This window comes from Oscillibacter acetigenes, from assembly GCF_025567605.1.
Lineage (GTDB): Bacteria > Bacillota > Clostridia > Oscillospirales > Oscillospiraceae > Oscillibacter > Oscillibacter welbionis.
In genome coordinates this window covers 420,341-434,388 of sequence record NZ_JAOQKG010000001.1, presented here as the reverse complement: position 1 = coordinate 434,388, position 14,048 = coordinate 420,341, and the positions used below count along the sequence as shown (strand labels likewise).

Genomic DNA, 14,048 nt, shown 5'->3' with positions numbered 1-14,048 from the left:
GGGCCGTCAGGCCCGGGCTGGTTCTTTAATGCCTGTACCAGATCAGCATACTGAGTTGAGTCTCCTCCGTCCCCGGGTTCCGGTAGCGGTGGGGCTGGTCCGCCGGGAAGCGCAGGGAGTCGCCGGTCCGGAGCCGGTAGGTCTCCCCCGGCAGGCCGATCTCCGCCTCCCCGGCGAAGACGGTCACATACTCCTCCGTCCCCGGCAGATGGGGCTGGGCCTCCAGTGCGCCGCCGGGGAGCATCACGATCCGATAGGTCTCGAACCCCCGCTCCCCGTCAAAGGGGAAGGCCGGGCAGTTCCGGTACCTCCCCCCATCCTCCTCCAGAATCGGCGCGTCATCGCCCCGCAGCAGCACCGGCCGCTCCCGGGCCGGCTCCACCAGCGAGGTGAAAGACACCTTGTAACCGTTGGCGATCTTCCACACCATGGAGATGGTGGGGTTCACGTCCCCCTTCTCGATCTGGGCCAGCATACTGCGGGACACCCCCGTTAGACGGGCGGCCTCGTCCAGCGTCAGCCGCTTCTCCTCCCGGAGCCGCCGGGCGTTCTCCGACACCACTGCGTTGATCTCCAAACGTTTCTCCCCTCTCTATTGACAAGATATTAGATGAATCATATAATATACAGGAAATCCAGTATCTTGAAAAAATTCCATTGGATATTGTACTGCACCCGGAAACGGTCCGTCAAGAGCGGTGCGGTAGTTTCCCGGCGCGGCACCAAAAGGAGGAGTCGTATGCGCAGACTGAGAGCCGCCGCACTTTCCGAGGTGGAGCTGGCTATGGACATCATCAACCAGGCCAAGGCCCACCTGCGGGCACAGGGGATCGACCAGTGGCAGACGGGCTATCCGGACCGGGACTGCCTGGAACGGGACGTCCGAACGGGAAAAGGGTATTTTCTGGAGGAGGACGGCATCCCTCTAGGCTACCTCTGCGTCGATTTCGACGGAGAACCGGCCTACGACCATCTGAACGGCACCTGGGCCCGGGAGGAGCCCTATGTAGTGGTACACCGCCTGGCCCTATCCGACGCGGCCCGGGGCCGGGGCGCCGCCGGTACGGCCTTCCAGCTGGTGGAGGACCTGTGCCGGGATCGGGGGGGCCGGGAATTTCGGGTGGACACAGACGCGGGAAATCATAAAATGCAGCATATCCTGGCCAAGCAGGGGTTTCAGTACCGGGGCACCATCCGGTTCGACAACAGTGAGAAAATCGCCTATGAAAAGCTCCTCTGACCGCCCTCCACCGCTGAATCAGGAACAGCCGGCCCCCACCAGGGCCGGCTGTTCTCAGTTTTCCATACAGGGTTACAGGGCCGCCATCTGGGCCGCCACGCTCTCCTCGCAGCTCCGCTGAGCCTGGAGGGTTTTTTCCATCAGCTCTTCCAGCGTCCACCCCAGCCGCTCAGCCCCGGTCTTGATGACGTCCCGGGAGCAGCCGGCGGCGAACTTCTTGTCCTTGAACTTCTTCTTCAGGGAGCTGACCTCCATGTCCTGGCAGCTCTTGCTGGGGCGCATCAGCGCCGCCGCGCCGATGAGGCCCGTCAGCTCGTCCGCGGCAAAGAGGACCTTCTCCATCTCCTCCGTGGGCTCCACGTCAGAGCACAGGCCGTATCCGTGGCTGCATACGGCGTGAATGAACTCGTCGCTGCAGCCGATCTCCGCCAGCAGCTCCGGAGCCTTTTTGCAGTGCGCCTCCGGCCACTTCTCAAAGTCCACATCGTGGAGCAGGCCCACGGCGGCCCAGAAATCCGCGTCCTCGCCGTAACCCAGCTCCTGAGCGTACCAGCGCATGACGCCCTCCACCGTCAGGCCGTGCTGGATATGGAAGGGCTCGGCATTGTACTTGCGCAGCAGCGCCAGGGCCGCGCTTCTCTCGGGACATGCTTTCATCTTTGATCGCTCTCCTTTTGTAAAATCAGACCGGGGCAGCATCCCGGGGATCCGGGTCGCCCTCCAGGGTGACGAAGTAGTCGTAATAGGGCAGCAGGAAGGTGAAGTCCTGTCTCAGGCGCTCCACGATGTCCCGGCTGAACAGCTCGTCCGTCAGCTTGTCATTGTGACAGATGGTGAAGCTCCTGGCCCGGTACCAGGGCTCCAGCAGTTTGGAAGGGGCCGGGGCCCTGGGGCGCTTGTAGTCCTCCGTCTCCAGGACAAGTTCCTTCTGGCGGTTCAGCTTCCGCATCAGCTTCTCCATGGCGGCGGGGTCCCGGTCGATCCGGGCCCGCAGCTTGGCCATCGTCAGCGGCTTGGGCATATAATACCCCATGCCGCAGGTCCACCCCTCCGGCATCAGCTCGAACCAGAAGGTGGGGTGGGCCGTCCACTCCTCCGAGGGCTGCTCGATAGAGAACCACAGGCTCTCCTTATAAGGCCCCCGGCCGTGGAGCCGCCGGACGTCCCGGTAGATCCGGGTCACCTTGCGGATGAGCCCCAGATCCGGCCGCTTGGCGGCGATGTAGTCATAGAGCTCGTCCCCCAGCTCCCGCATGGGCTGATAAAAGTGCGTCAGATAAATCTCCTTGTGAGCTTCAAACCAAGCCCGCTCGTTGTTGAAGCGGATGCCCCACATAAAGTCCACAGTCTCGTCTGTAAAGCCGGTAAACATCCCGTTCCTCCCGCTGGATTTCAAAATTTAAGATTTAGTATAACACATTTTCCGGCCATGGAAAAGAGGGGAACGGCGTTTTTTCGGCGCCCTTCCCCTCTTTCCGCTCACAGCGCCCGCTCCAGCAGGGCCATCAGCTGGTCCGCCTGACGGTAGGATTCCTCTCCCAGCTCCTTCAGCAGCCTCCCCAGGCAGGGGTCTGTGGTCTCCTCCCCCGCCCGCAGGTAGTTCATGCCGTTGCAGGCCTCCACATGGTACCGCTCCCGCAGGGCGGGGCACCAGCTATCTATGGAAATCCGTCCGCTGGCCACCGCCGGGCGGTAGCAGTTCCCAGTGATGAGGTAGTAGGCCGTCATCAGCCGCCGGGCAGCTGCGCCCGACGCGTTTGCCAAATCCCGCATCGTCCCCCGGGCGAAAGCCGGTGCCCGCCGGGCGAATGCCTGATAGGTCCGCCGGTCTGCCAGCTCCACCTCGATGAACCCTTCGATCACTCCCAGTTCCTCCTGCGCCATGGTGCCCATGCAGCAGGGGTTCTCCTCCGCACCGGGCAGGTGCTCCAAGTCCTCACCGGCCGGCGGCTGGGAAGCCCGCGGTGCGGCACCAGAGGCCAGGGGCGCCATCGCGGGCACCGCCGGCTCCCGCAGGTCGGGATAGGGCTCCAGGTTGGGGGCCACCCGCCGCCAGATCTGGTCGTATTTCCGGAAGTCATAGGTCTCCGGAGTATGTATGGTCTGTTCCATCCAGGTCCCTCCTTTTCTCCCCAGTGTATGCGCTTTGGAAAAAACGGTTCCTGTTGCAAAAATCACACGTATGAAATTCGCCCCAGGGTTAAAATATCATAGGACGAGAGTTCCCTTTTTCATTGCTTTTTCCCGTTGTTTCTGTTAAAATAGGGAAACTGCGAGGATTGATGCCAGCAAAGGAGGTTCCGATTGTATGCTGGAATTGAAACATATCAGCTACGCCGTCCGGGAGGGCGACAGTGAGCTGGGGATCTTAAACGACATCTCCCTGACCATCGACGACCACCGACTGGTGGTGTTCACCGGTCCCAACGGCGGCGGCAAGACCACTCTGGCCAAGATCATCATGGGTCTGGTGAAGCCCACCGGCGGCCAGATTCTGTGGAACGGTCAGGATATCACGGACCTGGGAATCACGGAGCGGGCCCGTCTGGGCATCAGCTACGGCTTCCAGCAGCCCCCCCGGTTCAAGGGGCTGACGGTCCGCAACCTGCTGACCATCGCCTCCGGGAATGAGAAGCTGTCCAAGGACCAGTGCTGCCAGTACCTGACGAAGGTGGGCCTGTGCGCCAATGACTATCTGGACCGGGAGGTGGACGCCTCCCTCTCCGGCGGCGAGGTGAAGCGCATCGAGATTGCCACCATCCTGGCCCGCAGCAGCCAGCTGATGATCTTCGACGAGCCGGAGGCGGGCATCGACCTGTGGAGCTTCGCCCGGCTGACAGAGACGTTTGAACAGATCCACGCCAGCGGCACCGCGACCATGATTATCATCTCCCACCAGGAGCGGATCATCTCCCTGGCAGACGAGATCATCGTGGTGGGCGACGGGGAGCTGCGCCACCGGGGCACACCTGAGGAGATCCTGCCCCAGATCCTGGCGGACACCCTGTCCGGGTGCCCGGTGCTGACGAAAGAAGGTGCTGCTGTATGATGGACACACAGGTGGACCGGGAGCTGCTGGAGAAGATCGCGGACCTGATCGGTAAGCCCGTGGGGGCCTTCAACATTCGTAAGGACTGCGGCTGTGACGGCCGGGTGTCCACGGAGCACATCAAGATCGACGACCGGACCGACGGCCACGCCGGCATCGACATCCGGATTCTGGACGGGACCAAGGGCGAGACCTGCCACATCCCCGTCATCATCACCAAGTCCGGTGTGGAAGAGACGGTGTACAACGACTTCTACATCGGCGGGGACTGCGATGTGGAGATCGTGGCCGGCTGCGGCATCCACAACTGCGGCGACCAGGAGTCCCGCCACGACGGCATCCACACCTTCCATGTGGGCAAAAACTCCCATGTCCACTACTCGGAAAAGCACTACGCTGAGGGGGACGGCAGGGGCGAGAAGATCATGAACCCCCAGACCATCGTGTATCTGGAGGAGGGCGCCTCCATCCAGATGGACACGGTGCAGATCCGGGGCGTGGACTCCACCAAGCGGTACACCAAGATCGTCTGCGGCAAGGGGGCCGAGGCCGTCATCACAGAGCGGCTGCTGACCCACGGCCGCCAGGTGGCGGACAGCGACATGGTCATCGAGCTGAACGGTGAGGACGCCAAGGGCCGGGTCATCTCCCGGTCTGTGGCCCAGGACGAGTCCTCCCAGGTGTTCCGCCCCTGCGTGGTGGGCAACGCCAAGTGCTTCGGCCATGTGCAGTGCGACTCCATTATTATGGGACAGGCCAAGATCAGCTCCGTGCCGGAGATCGCCGCCAACGACACCGAGGCCCAGCTGATCCACGAGGCCGCCATCGGCAAGATCGCCGGGGACCAGCTGCTGAAGCTGGAGACCCTGGGCCTCACCGAGGAGGAAGCGGAGGACCGGATCCTCAAGGGATTTTTGGCATAAAGACAGACCGCGGGGCGGCTGGCCGGAGGGCCGGCCGCCTTTTTTGCTTCCCCGCCCCCAGAGAGGGGGCTTTCTTCCGGAGGCGCCGCAGGGGCGGCAATCTGCCGCCCGGGTGGATTCAGCCATGAGGATGGCTGGGCAATGCCCGGTCCAAAAGAAAAGGCCGCTTTTGGCGCACGCCGGCGCATTCGCGCCTCTGTGCTGACGGGGGTCGGCGTATCGGTGCAAGCGCCGATTTGGGCTTGCCTTCGGGCACGCTATCATCTTCTGCGAGGTCGTGACTGCTGTCCCGTGGCGGATGGTGCCGACAGCGTCGGGGTGCAAGGATGCATTCGACCAGCTTCTCTTTCTGCGCCTTCCGCTTCGCCAGGCGCTGCCTGCTTCTTCGCGGGAGCGTGAGCGGCAGCGGGGAGAGGGGCAGGGGGTATCCCTGTACCTCCCCGGGCTGGAGGTTTCCCCAAGGGCGGCGCGTTTCCGTCTCTGACTGCCGCAAGGGACTGCCAACCTTCCCCCGCCGGCGGCAGGAGGGCTGCGCCTGCGCAGGCCGACCCGCCGAACATGTTTTCTTTTCCACCGGGCGCGGCGCATTTTCTTTTTGATGTCTCAAAAAGAAAATGGGGCGCGCATCCCCTGCGGGAGCGGAATCCCCCGCGGCCGCCGTTCGGCGGCCCATCCCTCTCCCTGCCGGGATGGAGAATTTTTTTCAAATCCGTGTAACGAATCCCCCGCCAGCCGGACATACCTGACAGAGAGGAGGGAGATGCCCTTGGCCAACATGGAAGAAATTTACCAGGCCCATGCCAGGACCGTCTATAAATTTCTCCTCTCCCAGTGCCATGACGCCGACCTGGCGGAGGAGCTGACCCAGGAGACCTTCTACCAGGCCGTCCGGTCCATCGACCGGTTCAACGGCTCCTGCAAGGTGTCCGTCTGGCTGTGCCAGATCGCCAAGCACCTGTGGTACCAGCACCTGCGGAAACGAAAACCGGAGGAGCCCCTGCCGGAGGACGGCCTGCCGGGCCCCTCCGCGGAGGAGGACGTGCTCACCCGGCAGGGCCATCTGGACCTGCTGCGGCAGATCCATGCCCTGCCCCCCAGCACCCGGGAGGTGGTGTACCTCCGGGCCTTCGGGGGCCTCAGCTTCCGGGAGATCGGGGACGTGCTGGGACGGACGGAGACCTGGGCCCGGGTGACGTTTTACCGGGGCAAGGAGGCACTGCGGAAAGGAGGAGCAGACCATGAAGAACATTCCTGAATTATCCTGCGCCATTGTGGAGGACCTGCTGCCCACCTATGTGGAGAGGCTGACCTCGGAGGAAACCAACATGGCGGTGGAGGCCCATCTGGCGTCCTGCCCCGCCTGTGCGGCCAAGCGGACCGCCATGGGGGCGAAGGAAACGGAAGCGGCGGGTCAAAACGCCGAAGAGACCGCCCGGGAGGTGGACTATCTGAAAAAGGTGCGGCGCAGGAACCGGCGGAGAGTATGGCTGGCGGTGGCCTGCACCACGCTGGTGCTGGCGGCAGTGATTCTTACAAAAATCTTCATCATTGGCGGGCCGGGACAAGCCAATGATGTGGGGGTTCGCCTCGTGGAAATTGTGGATGGGGACACCCTGTCTGTCAATGTGGACTGCCTGTATGCTGTCAATGCCTTCTACGGCTGGGAACAGGATGAGACAGAAGATGGGGTTGTTTCTTTCACCGCCCGTGAAGCGAGAGCCTCTTTCATTCACCCAAACGATCTAGTAGACCTTCGGGTCCCACTGGAGGGGCTTAAGGAAGTCTGGGTCTGTGGCAGGCTGGTCTGGCAGAACGGCACCACTATTCTTGAATCCACACTGTGGATCTACGACGCCCGCACCCCCTATGTAGGCGACGCCACTGCCGTGGGGAACCTGGTCCATGAGATCGGCCTCTGGCTTTCCAGTATGGAGCTCCCCTATAACTACACCATCAGCCTGCAAACCACCAGCGAGCCCTATGGCCTGACCATTCACTTCGACAGCGTCACCGCTCATGTACTGGGTGTGGAGCGCGACATCGACAAGCGGATGTATGCCATCGCTCCCTCCCTGCTGGCGCTGATCGGCAACCTGGGGCAGGTGCAGTGGACCTACGCCGCCCCGGACGGCACCGCAGTGACCCGCTCTGTGACACTGGAGGAAGTGGACCAGGCCCTGCCGGATTGGATCGAAGCCTACAATCTGGATGCCGGCGCGGATTGGACTGCCCCGGAGAGTGTCAAGGATTACGCCACCTCACCGGCAGCCCTGCAGCAGCTGCTGGACCTGACATGTCACGGCTTCTATGTGGTCACGGAAGAAGATGGAACCACCATTTTCACCCCGCAATTCTAAAACAGCGTCAGAAGTGCCCCGTCTCAAAGGAGACGGGGCGCTTCTTTTGTGCAAATGAAGCCGGCTCATTCAATTCCCTTGCCGTTGTTCCACTTCCACTCCCGGATCTCCGGCAGGTCCACGCCGTGATCCTTGATATACTGGCGGTGCTCCACCAGCTTGTCGTTCATCCGCTGGACCAGATAGGCCCCCCGGTTACCCAGGGAGTGCAGCCGCTGGACCACGTCGATCACCAGATGGAACCGGTCGATATCGTTGAGGACCCGCATGTCGAAGGGCGTGGTGATGGTGCCCTCCTCCTTGTAGCCACGGACGTGAAGATGCTTGTTGTGCCGGCGGTAGGTCAGCTCATGAATCAGCGTGGGGTATCCGTGGTAGGCGAAGATGATGGGCCTGTCCTGGGTGAAGAGCATATCGTACTCCATGTCCGTGAGGCCGTGGGGATGCTCCGTGTGGGGCTGGAGCTTCATCAGATCCACCACGTTCACCACCCGGATCTTCAGCTCTGGCAGCTCCTTCCGCAGGATCGTCACCGCCGCCAGCGTCTCCAGAGTGGGCGTGTCGCCGCAGCAGGCCATGACCACGTCCGGCTCCTCCCCCTGGTCGTTGGAGGCCCAGTCCCAGATACCGATGCCCTGGGTGCAGTGCTTCACCGCCTGGTCCATGGTGAGCCACTGGGGGCGGGGATGCTTGCTGGCCACCATGACGTTTACATAGTTCCGGCTCTTGATGCAGTGGTCGAACACGCTCAGCAGGCAGTTGGCGTCCGGGGGCAAATAGATGCGCACCACGTCCGCCTTCTTGTTTGCCACGTGGTCCAGGAAGCCGGGGTCCTGGTGGGTGAAGCCGTTATGGTCCTGCTGCCACACATTGGAGGAGAGGATATAGTTCAAAGAGGCGATATCCTGCCGCCAGGGCAGCTCGTTGCAGGTCTTCAGCCACTTGGCATGCTGGGCGAACATGGAGTCCACGATGCGGATGAATGCCTCGTAGCTGTTGAAGAAGCCGTGGCGGCCGGTGAGCAGGTAGCCCTCCAGCCAGCCCTCGCACATGTGCTCGGACAGCATGGAGTCCATCACCCGACCGTCCGGGTCCAGGTGCTCATCCGGGTCCTCATTCTCGTACCGCTCCCCCAGGAAGCGGCGGCCGGTGACCTCAAACACCGGATGGAGCCGGTTGGAGGCCGTCTCGTCCGGGGCGAAGATGCGGAAATTCCGGGATTCCAGGTTCAGCTTCATCACATCCCGGACGTAGCCGCCCAGCACCAGCATGTCCTGGGCCTCCACCTCGCCGGGGGCGGGAACCTCCACCCCGTAGTCCCGGAAGTCCGGCGTCCGCAGGTCCCGCAGCAGCAGGCCGCCGTTGGCGTGAGGGTTGGCACCCATGCGCCGGTCCCCCTTGGGGGCGAAGGAGCGCAGCAGATCCACCGGCCGTCCCTCCTCGTCGAACAGCTCCTCCGGGTGATAGCTGCGGAGCCACTGCTCCAGGATGGGCAGGTGCTTTTCCGTGTCAGGGCCCATGGAGATGGGTACCTGGTGGGCCCGGAAGCAGTCCTCCACGGGGTTTCCGTCCACCTCCTTGGGGCCGGTCCAGCCCTTGGGGGAGCGGAACACGATCATGGGCCAGCGGGGGCGGGTGGTGTCTCCCGTGGTGCGGGCGTGCTGCTGGATGCGCTTGATCTCCCGGATGGCCCAGTCCAGGGTGGCAGCCATCTGCTGGTGCATCTTCTCCGGCTCACTGCCCTCCACAAAGCGGGGTTCCCAGCCGCAGCCGCGGAAGAACTGCTCCACCTCCTCATGGGAGATCCGGGAGAAGATGGTGGGGTTGGCGATCTTGAAGCCGTTCAAGTGCAGGATGGGCAGCACCGCGCCGTCAGTGATGGGGTTCAGGAATTTGTTGGAGTGCCAAGATGTGGCCAGGGGCCCGGTCTCCGCCTCACCATCGCCCACCACGCAGGCGGCGATGAGATCCGGGTTATCCGCCACAGCGCCGAAGGCGTGGGCCAGAGAATACCCAAGCTCGCCGCCCTCGTTGATGGAGCCAGGTGTCTCCGGCGCCACGTGGCTGGGCACGCCGCCGGGGAAGGAGAACTGCTTGAACAGTTTCCGCATGCCGTCCTCATCCTGGGTAATGTTGGGATAGACCTCCGTATAGGTGCCGTCCAGCCAGTCCTGGGCCACCATGGCGTTGCCGCCGTGGCCGGGGCCGGAGAGGTAGATCATGTCCAGATCGTCCTTCTGAATGACCCGGTTCAGGTGGGTGTAGATGAAGTTCTGCCCCGGCACGGTGCCCCAGTGGCCCACGATGGTCTGCTTCAGGTCGGAGGCGGCCAGTGGGCGCTTCAGCAGGGGATTGTCCAACAGATACAGCTGGCAGGCGGAGAGGTAGTTGGACGCCCGCCACCAGGCGTCGACCTGTTTCAGCTGCGCCGGCGTCAACGGCGGCTTTTTAGACAGGCGTGTATTGGTTTTAGGCTTTGCTGCAATTGTCTTTTGAGAAGTCCGTGGCATATTATTACCTCCTTTTTCTTGTTCCTTTCGCAATTAGTATATCTCTTATTTGAAAAAAGGCAAGCGAAATTGAAAATAATTTTATCTTAATTTACAATTATTTCATTTTAGCATTCCTCTTTTAGGCGTTTTACCCTTATTCTATCCCTTCCGCCGCGCTTGCGTTTTTCCGCCGGATGTGCTACTGTAACGGCATGGAAACGTATGAACTCATCCGCTCCGGCCGGAAGACCCTGGCCCTGGAGATCACAAGGGACTGCCGCGTGGTGGTGCGGGCCCCCCGCCGCCTGTCCCAGGCCCGCATCGACGACTTTGTGGCCAGTCACGCCGGCTGGATCGCCCGGCACCTGGAACAGCAGCGCCGCCGGGCTGCCCTGGCCCCCTCCGCCCCCACCCAGGCGGAGATCGGCGCCCTGAAGGAAAAGGCACGGCAGGTCCTGCCGCCGAAAATCGCCTATTACAGTGAGAAAATGGGCCTGTTCCCTACTGGCGTCAGGATCACCTCCGCCCGCACCCGCTACGGCAGCTGCAGCGGAAAGAACAGCCTGTGCTTCTCCTGTTTTCTCATGAACTGTCCGGATGCGGCCATGGACCTGGTGGTGGTCCATGAGCTGTGCCACATCCAAGTGAAAAACCACGGGCCGGATTTCTACGCGCTGCTGGAGCAGGTACTCCCCGACTGGCGGGAGCGGAAGAAGCTGCTGCGATAACGTGTAAAAGCACAAACCGGAGGCATGGCTTGGCCGTGCCTCCGGTTTATGTCTGATATTACGCCCCCACCGACGTGAGCCAGACCGCCGCCAGCAGCACCGCCAGCAGCGCTGCATTCCAGGCGGTAAACACCGCCAGATACCGGGCGGGGCGGGCCCCCGGGGAGCGAAGATACAGCTTGAGCGTGATCAAACTTGCTAGGGATGCTACCGGGGTTCCCAGACCGCCGATATCCACGCCCAGCAACAGCTCCCTCCAATTGTCCGTGAAGCCCGACAGCAGCACCGCCGCCGGTACATTGCTGATGATCTGGCTAGTGAGCACGCCGGTCAGCAAGGTGCTGCGCTCCAGCAGACTCTGGAGAAACCCATGAACGGCAGGCAGCCGTCCCAGGTTTCCGGATACCACGAAGAAGCAGATGAAGGTGCACAACAGGCTCACATCCAGCTTCCGCAGCAGAGCAGGTTCCACTGCGGCCAGCGTCCCAAGCACCAGAACCGTCAGCAGACCATAGGGCAGAATGCGGAACACCGTCAGCAGGCACAGCAGGAACAGTGCGCCGTACAGGGCCAGCTTCCCGGGCTGCCGCAGGGGCTGCGGGTGCACCGGAGGGATCTGGAGATCCCTGGGCAGGACCGGCAAGGCCGCCGCGGTCAGGCAGGCCAGACTGATCCCCGCCAGGGGCAGCACCACCGGGAAAAAATCCCCGGCAGAGAGTCCATAGGCCCCGTAAAGGTAGAGGTTCTGGGGATTGCCCACCGGCGTGGCCATGCTGCCCAGGTTTGCGGCAATGGTCTGCAGCACCAGCAGCGGCACCGCTGCGGCCCGGCAGTCCATCTGGTCCAGAAGCAGCAGCGCAAAGGGTGCAAAGGTGATAAGAGCGACGTCATTGGTCACGGCCATGGAGCAGAAAAAGGGCAGCAGCACCAGGATCACTGCCAGGGCCCTGGGTCCGGTCCCCCGGGACAGCAGATGGCCGGCCAGCCACTGGAACGCCCCGCAGGACTGGAAGCCCGCCACCACCGCCATCAGGCACAGCAGCAGGCATAGCACCCGCAGGTCGATGTAGCCCAGATAGGCGGCGTCCGGCGGCACCAGGACCATGGTGGCCAGTGCGCAGAGTGCCGCCACGGTCAGCACCGCCTCCCGCTTGAAAAATGCCAACAGTCTCATTTCTGTCCCTCCAAAGGCTGACAAAATCCGCGTTCCACCATATCACACTTTTTCCGGGAACGCAAACCTTTTTGGGGAGGCTGTGCTGTTCTACCGCAGGCAGCCCGCTAGCCGCCGGGACAGCATCCACGCCAAGGCCAGCTTCACCAGGTCCGGCACCACAAAGGGGAACACGCACATTCCCAGTGCTGCCCACAGGCCGATGGGCCCCGCCGCCCGGGCATAGGCCACCAGGAACCAGGCGGTGCCGAAGGCATAGCACACCAGCAGGCCCAGCACCATGGCCGCGGCCGTCACCGCCGGACGGTCGCCCAGCCGGGCGGTCATGCCCCAATACAGCAGGGCCGAGGCCAGAAAACCCAGGATATACCCGCCGGTGGTGCCCAGCAGAACGCCCGGGCCTCCCTGAAAGCCTGAGAACACCGGCAGGCCCACCAGGCCCAGCAGCAGATATGCCAGGATAGCCAATGTCCCCCGCCGGCCCCCCAGGGTCCCCAGGGCTGCAAACACGCCAAAGGTCTGGAGCGTGAACGGCACTGTCAGGGGAATGTTGATCCAGGCGCACACCATCAGCAGCACTGCGAACAGGGCGGCGTACGCCAGGTCCACCGTCCGCAGCCGGGTCCTAGTCTTGGAAGTCTGTTTCAAATCAGATCGCTCCTCTCCTGTGTCTGGAGGAAGTATAGCAAGGCTTTCCATAATTGTCAACCTTAAAAAAAATAAAGTTTACAATATAGATAAAAAACCAGGAGGCAGTGCCTCCCGGTTCAGCAGTCCGTGTGGGTGCAGATCTCCCGCACCTTGGCCTGAATAGCTTTCAGGTCCACAAAGGTCTCCGGCCGCTTCTCCACATCCCGCAGCAGCGCGGAGGGATGGTAGATAGCCGTCATCTGGACGCCGCCCCGCTGGAACCACTTCCCATGCTCGGCGGTGATCTTGAAGTCCTCCTTGATGATAGCCTTGGCGGCGATCCGGCCCAGACAGACAATCAGCTTGGGCCGCAGCAGCGCCGTCTGCCGCCGGAGCCAGCCGATGCAGGCGTCCTGCTCCACATTCAGCGGGTCCCGATTCCTGGGCGGGCGGCACTTGACGATGTTGGCCACATACACCTTCGTCCGGTCCAGGCCGATGATCTCCAGCATATCATCCAGCAGCAGCCCCGCCGGCCCTACGAAGGGGATGCCCTGCTCGTCCTCCCGCTGACCGGGGCCCTCCCCTACCAGCAGGATCTCCGCGTCCCGGGCACCGTCACCGAACACCACGTGGAGCCGGGTCTCCGCCAGGGCGCAGTTCCGGCATTGTCCGCAGGCCTGCTCCAGCGCCTCCCAGGTATCCGCCATCCGCCTCCCCCTCCTTCGTGCCTCTCTCCGGGGCACCACACCGGCGGCGGATGCCCCTCGGCCGCCCAGCCAAATGGCAGCGGCCTCTTTGCGGCCATTGTAACACAAAATCTTCCGCCGCGCAATGAGGTATGAATCTCTTCCGTCCGGACAGACTGGACAGGGAGAGGAGGGGGACGCTTGTCTCTGTGGCTATGGACATTTTGGACATACAGCTTTCTCGGCTATCTGCTGGAACGGGGGTACGCCATCGCCACCCACGCGGACCGGCAGGCCCGGAAGTGCTTTCTGCTGCTGCCCATGTGCCCGGTGTACGGGCTGGGGGCCCTGGCGGTGCTGGCCCTGCCGGAATCATTGAGCGGCAGCTTCTGGTCTCTGGCCCTGTGGGGCGGTCTGGCGGCCACAGCAGTGGAGTATGCCGTACACGTTCTCTATGACCGTCTGCTGGGTGTGCGGTTCTGGGACTACTCCCAGGTCCGGTGGAATCTGCGGGGCCGGGTCTGCCTGCCCTTCTCCCTGGCCTGGAGCCTGCTGGTGGCAGCAGGGCTGCCGGTGATCCAGGCAGCGATAGCCCCGGCGCTGGCCGCCGTGCCGCCAACCGCCACCTATGCCGCGCTGCTGGTGTTCACCGCCGACACAGTGGTCTCCCTCCAGCTGCTGCGCCGGGCAGGAGATCCCGCAGTGCTGTCTCTGGGAAATCTGCGGGCTGCGTAAGAAGCCGGGCATGGGGAAACGTCCATGCCCG

At 62.8% G+C, this 14,048-nt stretch carries 15 protein-coding genes; 7 read left to right on the top strand and 8 right to left on the bottom strand.

What is annotated here, in order from left to right; translation table 11 throughout:
* Nucleotides 1-25: 25 nt before the first annotated feature.
* A complete protein-coding gene (locus tag OCV80_RS02275; protein WP_119311566.1) occupies nt 26-577 on the bottom strand; it encodes a helix-turn-helix domain-containing protein in 552 nt (183 codons plus the stop codon).
* Nucleotides 578-739: 162 nt separating this feature from the next.
* Here OCV80_RS02275 and OCV80_RS02270 point away from each other — a divergent pair, with 162 nt between their 5' ends.
* A complete protein-coding gene (locus OCV80_RS02270) occupies nt 740-1,240 on the top strand; it encodes a GNAT family N-acetyltransferase (RefSeq protein WP_256264904.1) in 501 nt (166 codons plus the stop codon).
* Nucleotides 1,241-1,312: 72 nt separating this feature from the next.
* Here OCV80_RS02270 and OCV80_RS02265 read toward each other — a convergent pair whose 3' ends face one another.
* The 3 genes from OCV80_RS02265 to OCV80_RS02255 all read right to left on the bottom strand — a co-directional run bounded on the left by OCV80_RS02265 (nt 1,313) and on the right by OCV80_RS02255 (nt 3,352).
* Entirely contained in the window at nt 1,313-1,897 is a 585-nt protein-coding gene (locus OCV80_RS02265) for a hydrolase (protein WP_136891002.1), read from the bottom strand.
* 25 nt (nt 1,898-1,922) lie between these two features.
* Entirely contained in the window at nt 1,923-2,612 is a 690-nt protein-coding gene (locus OCV80_RS02260) for a DUF2461 domain-containing protein (RefSeq protein WP_021750872.1), read from the bottom strand.
* Nucleotides 2,613-2,719: 107 nt separating this feature from the next.
* On the bottom strand, nt 2,720-3,352 hold the full coding sequence (locus OCV80_RS02255; protein WP_119311567.1) for a ferritin-like domain-containing protein: 633 nt from the start codon (nt 3,350-3,352) through the stop codon (nt 2,720-2,722).
* Between the two features lie 196 nt (nt 3,353-3,548).
* Here OCV80_RS02255 and OCV80_RS02250 point away from each other — a divergent pair, with 196 nt between their 5' ends.
* The 4 genes from OCV80_RS02250 (at nt 3,549) to OCV80_RS02235 (ending at nt 7,569) form a co-directional block, all read left to right on the top strand.
* Nucleotides 3,549-4,289, top strand: a complete 741-nt coding sequence (locus OCV80_RS02250; protein WP_021750875.1) for an ABC transporter ATP-binding protein — start codon at nt 3,549-3,551, stop codon at nt 4,287-4,289.
* On the top strand, nt 4,286-5,212 hold the full coding sequence (locus OCV80_RS02245; RefSeq protein ID WP_181446427.1) for a SufB/SufD family protein: 927 nt from the start codon (nt 4,286-4,288) through the stop codon (nt 5,210-5,212). The genes OCV80_RS02250 and OCV80_RS02245 overlap by 4 nt, the downstream gene beginning before the upstream one ends.
* A 760-nt stretch (nt 5,213-5,972) precedes the next feature.
* Nucleotides 5,973-6,467 carry an RNA polymerase sigma factor gene (locus OCV80_RS02240; protein WP_021749601.1) on the top strand — a complete coding sequence of 165 codons (495 nt, stop codon included), beginning with the start codon at nt 5,973-5,975 and terminating at the stop codon, nt 6,465-6,467.
* Entirely contained in the window at nt 6,451-7,569 is a 1,119-nt protein-coding gene (locus OCV80_RS02235) for a DUF4825 domain-containing protein (protein WP_119311568.1), read from the top strand. The genes OCV80_RS02240 and OCV80_RS02235 overlap by 17 nt, the downstream gene beginning before the upstream one ends.
* Before the next feature lie 65 nt (nt 7,570-7,634).
* On the opposite strand, the gene OCV80_RS02230 is transcribed toward OCV80_RS02235, so the two are convergent.
* Entirely contained in the window at nt 7,635-10,079 is a 2,445-nt protein-coding gene (locus tag OCV80_RS02230) for a phosphoketolase family protein (RefSeq protein ID WP_267288162.1), read from the bottom strand.
* Nucleotides 10,080-10,273: 194 nt separating this feature from the next.
* Between OCV80_RS02230 and OCV80_RS02225 the strand changes: the two genes are divergently transcribed.
* Complete coding sequence (locus OCV80_RS02225; protein WP_021749604.1) at nt 10,274-10,789, top strand: M48 family metallopeptidase; 516 nt, start codon at nt 10,274-10,276, stop codon at nt 10,787-10,789.
* 58 nt (nt 10,790-10,847) lie between these two features.
* Here the strand turns inward: OCV80_RS02225 and OCV80_RS02220 are convergent, their stop codons facing one another.
* From OCV80_RS02220 to OCV80_RS02210, 3 genes are all read right to left on the bottom strand, one after another.
* Entirely contained in the window at nt 10,848-11,963 is a 1,116-nt protein-coding gene (locus tag OCV80_RS02220; protein WP_021749605.1) for an SLC13 family permease, read from the bottom strand.
* A 90-nt stretch (nt 11,964-12,053) separates the two neighbouring features.
* On the bottom strand, nt 12,054-12,611 hold the full coding sequence (locus OCV80_RS02215; protein ID WP_394802904.1) for a biotin transporter BioY: 558 nt from the start codon (nt 12,609-12,611) through the stop codon (nt 12,054-12,056).
* 119 nt (nt 12,612-12,730) lie between these two features.
* On the bottom strand, nt 12,731-13,303 hold the full coding sequence (locus OCV80_RS02210) for a uracil-DNA glycosylase (RefSeq protein ID WP_025545513.1): 573 nt from the start codon (nt 13,301-13,303) through the stop codon (nt 12,731-12,733).
* Nucleotides 13,304-13,483: 180 nt separating this feature from the next.
* Between OCV80_RS02210 and OCV80_RS02205 the strand changes: the two genes are divergently transcribed.
* Nucleotides 13,484-14,017 carry a putative ABC transporter permease gene (locus OCV80_RS02205; RefSeq protein ID WP_021749608.1) on the top strand — a complete coding sequence of 178 codons (534 nt, stop codon included), beginning with the start codon at nt 13,484-13,486 and terminating at the stop codon, nt 14,015-14,017.
* The last annotated feature ends 31 nt before the right edge of the window (nt 14,018-14,048 follow it).